4 protein-coding genes are annotated in these 3,978 nt (G+C 37.1%); all 4 read right to left on the bottom strand.

The features are described 5' to 3' along the window. Positions 1–141: 141 nt before the first annotated feature. The 4 genes from ABY905_RS14770 to ABY905_RS14755 all read right to left on the bottom strand — a co-directional run bounded on the left by ABY905_RS14770 (position 142) and on the right by ABY905_RS14755 (position 3,785). A complete protein-coding gene (locus ABY905_RS14770; protein WP_372645229.1) occupies positions 142–987 on the bottom strand; it encodes a sulfurtransferase in 846 nt (281 codons plus the stop codon). 71 nt (positions 988–1,058) lie between these two features. Further along, a complete protein-coding gene (locus tag ABY905_RS14765; protein ID WP_372645227.1) occupies positions 1,059–2,090 on the bottom strand; it encodes a porin in 1,032 nt (343 codons plus the stop codon). A 155-nt stretch (positions 2,091–2,245) separates the two neighbouring features. Next, positions 2,246–3,199, bottom strand: coding sequence for a rhodanese-like domain-containing protein (locus ABY905_RS14760; protein ID WP_372645225.1), 954 nt, complete (start codon positions 3,197–3,199; stop codon positions 2,246–2,248). Positions 3,200–3,248: 49 nt separating this feature from the next. Next, on the bottom strand, positions 3,249–3,785 hold the full coding sequence (locus tag ABY905_RS14755) for a rhodanese-like domain-containing protein (RefSeq protein ID WP_372645223.1): 537 nt from the start codon (positions 3,783–3,785) through the stop codon (positions 3,249–3,251). Positions 3,786–3,978: the final 193 nt, after the last annotated feature.

The raw sequence follows: 3,978 nt of genomic DNA, 5'->3' as shown, positions 1-3,978 counted from the left end.
TGCTAAAACCAAGCCCCCGAATCCCAATGCGGATATCTTTATAAAATCTCTTCTTGACTTGCTCATCAGATCGATATTTTTATTTCAATCTGTTATCCTCGGGATAGTATGGAGGATAACAGATTTATGAAAACTTGAAGTTTATTTTTGTACGATTTCGCTTGCTGCCCATTCGAACATAGCACCATCATAAACTTTCACATTTGGGTAATTTAAAGCTGATGTTAAGGCTAGATAAACGATACCTGCTCGTACACTTGATTCACAGTAAAGAATCACTTCTTTATCTTTGGTGATACCAGCAGCAGTGAAAAGGGCTTGTAATTCTTCTTTCGACTTAAGTTTAGCCTTCGAGTTCATTACATTTTTAAATTCAAGGTTGATGGCTGAAGGAATATGACCTTTTGGAAGTTTTGATTCCTTAGTCCCATTGTATTCGTCAGCTGCACGAACATCGACGATGATTGAAGTCGCACTGTTTGATGCTTTTTTAACTTGAACGATAGAAGCAATGGCTCCTTTGTTTAGGTTTACAGCAAATGTTGTTGCCTGTCTGTTAGCAGGGTTCTTGGTCACAGGCTTACGTGCCATTCTCCAAGCTTTCATATGTCCATCTAATAATTTGACATCCTTGGCACCTAAATATTTTAAGATCCAATACATACGACCTGAATATTTTCCAGAACCGTTATCGTAAATTACGATTGTATTGTTGTTGCTAATCCCTTTTTCACCAAGGATCTTTGCGATCTCAGCACTTGATTTTAGGGTGCTTTTAGGTGTAGCTTTGTATAAGTCTTTGTGATTTATATTTATAGCTCCTGCAATATGAACCTTTTTATAATCGGCAGGTTTTCTGGCACTGACTAAAACAACATTAGGATCACTTTTTATCTTCAAAAATTCTTTAACAGAAATGATATCCTGTGCGAAAGTCATTTGCATCCCCAGGAAGCAAACAAATACCATCAATATCAATTTTTTCATAACTATCTATTTTTAATTTGATTAACAAAGTACAAGTAAAGGGAGTCTTTCGACTCCCAATCATCCCGTTTTTAAAACTTAACCGTTACTTGCAACATGAAAATATCGTTATCAATTTCTTTTTCCTTTTCGGCTCTGTATACGTAGTTAGCCTGAACTTTAGTCCAATCGTTAAAGAAATAATTTAGACCGTAAGTTGTACAGTACTCCGTGTTACCACTAACATCTTTACTTGAATCGAAGTATTCGAATTTTACAACAGGCTGTAGGTTATTTTGGAACTTATACATACCCATTACGAACATACCATCTCTCTTGACATCACCTTGATGTACTTCAATCGGCTCACCGCAACCACCACCAGTGGTATATGAACCAACATCCTTAGCATACAAATATTCAGCTTGTAACATGAAAGCGCCTTGCTTGTATTGAAGATCTGCACCATAGCGAGTTCTTTCGTCTTCAGGCATTCCGTCAACTGCAGCTGTTGCTTTACCAAACTTGTAGCTGGCACCAATCTTTAAATTCTTATGAGGGTTAGCAACTAAACGCGCAGCATAATCTTTTCTTTTATTATCATCATTTTGGAACAAACCAGTACCGTTAGTTATAGCCACGCTATATTGGAATAGGGTTGAGTCTGCACCACCTAAGATCATAAAACCACGATCGCGATCTGGTGTTGCTAGCTGCTCCACGACTTTAGAACGATTAATGGTATGAAGCTTATGACAGGGTGTGTTCAGTTCCAAAGAGATTGGAGACTTGAATGAACCAAAAGAAACTCTTGCAAAATCGTAACGAGAATAAGTGACAAAGGCATCAAGTAGATATGGTGTTCCATCATTTTTTGAAGGACTGGTTTCAAGTACCATATAGTAGCTGAAATCGTAAGGGATACTACCCATAGCACCTATTCGAGCTCTGTTAAAGTTAAATGTATTGCTGTCATCAATTCCTTCATTTTGGTTGAACTCGAATTTAGGTTGGAAGAATCCGAATACGTTTACACCTTCTCCTGAAGGCTCGTCACATCCTTGTGCATTCGCTACAACTGGCAACATCATGATGACCATTATAGCAAGTAATATATTTTTCATGTTTGTAATTTTTGATAGTTAAGGTTGAGGATTCGTTCAGAGCTCAATATTTATTCGAATATTCTATGGAGGTGAAAAAGTCCTTTAATTAGTCAGTAAACTCTCTTGAATTAAAAAACATGGGAGTGATTACACTCCCATGTTTTTTTAAGATTCTAGTGAGCTCCTTGAACCCACTGATTTCCTGTAATAGCTGAGTTTTCAGTCCACTGGCTATGGGTATTTTGTAAACCATTCATTCCGAACAATAAACTTTTTGCTTTATCATATCCCAATACGTGTAGGTAAGCTGTAATGATACTAGAAGTTTGACCTGTATAACAATAAGTTACGATTGTTTGATTTGGATCAAGATTGAAAACCTGACTTCCATTTACAGTTAATGGGTTTAAACGGTGAGCACCTTTAAAGTGACCAAAAGCATTCCAGTCGCCTTCTGAGAAATAATTATTGATTTGGTAATTTGCAGGAGTAGCTAATACATCAGGATTCTTAACAGACCATGCTGTATTTTCCAACATCGCTTGAACTCTTTCTTTAAGAATTGCGGCACCTTCGGTAGCTGTTGTATAAAGAACAGGAGCAGGGTAAGTTGATGGATTAACCGGAGCATCACTTGTCCAGTTTGCATGATCTTTAGCTGCATCACCAATATTGCTATCCCAAGGACCAGTATTACCTTGACCACTCATTCCCCACTTAAGTAAAGCGGCTTTTGGGAAACCACTTAAACGTAAAGCAACAACCGCTCTAGCTGCAGTTTGTCCTGTATAACAAACAACCAGGATAGGGTTATTAGCTGCTTTTGCAGTTTCAAGAATATTCGCCAATGTTGAGTTTACTGCACCCTCTAAATGACCCGTTGCAAAATCAGCAGCAGAACGTATATCAATAATATACTTATCTGTAAGTGTTTTCGTTGCAAACTTCCCATTTTCAGTCGTTGAGATAATTTGGTTCAAGTCCATTTGGTTATCAACCAGGTAAGTTTGAAGTGCTTCAAAAGCTGGATTATCAGCACCTGTTGCATCATCATCTTCTTTACAAGACGAAAGGAATAACATCGGCAATAAAGCCAGAATGACTAGAAATTTTGTGAACTTTTTCATTGTAAAAGGATTTAGGTTTTTATTATTTGGGTTTTGTAATTTTTAGATATTAGCAGCCTCCTGAATCTTCTTCTTCAGCAGCAGCACCGATTGGGGCACCAGCCTCAATTTTATCTTCTTTAATTTCGGGGTAATTGGTATGCCAGTCAGTCCAGCCTCCTGTTATATTCTTTACATTGGTATAGCCAAGTTGTTTAAGAGCAAGAGCAGCAAGAGCACCGCGTTTCGATTTCTTACAATACAAAACAAGCATTTCGTTTTTCTCAGGAACATACATACCTTCTTCATCCCATACTTTTTCGCTATTGATACGAAACTCGATAACGCCGCGAGGGATTGAAATTGAACCAGGAATGAATCCTTTTTTGTGTTCTTCAGGTAAACGAACATCAATAAGTATATAAGCAGAGTCGCTGTTCATTAATGAGTGGAATTCTTCAATACTCAGATCCGATGTTAATGATCGTGCTTCTGATATCATCTCATCAACACTTTCATAAACTGTTTCTTCAGGAATACTCTTCATACTACATCCCGATATCAATGTGATTAGGGTGATGGATAGAAGGACTTTTATTGTCTTCATATGCTTTGAGGTTTTTGGTTAGTTGCCATGAAAAAATGTATTTAAGAAATCTATCTCTTATTAATTGTCTGAATAAAGATTAATTTCTCTATTGTAATATTAGAGCTTTATAAGTAGATATGCTTATGATTTGCAGTGGGATAAGTCAAGTCAGTTTTTGGAATATGCAATAATAAACTTGATGAGACTGGTG

The organism is Ancylomarina sp., assembly GCF_041555295.1.
Lineage (GTDB): Bacteria > Bacteroidota > Bacteroidia > Bacteroidales > Marinifilaceae > Ancylomarina.
This window is presented reverse-complemented; position numbering and strand designations above follow the sequence as displayed.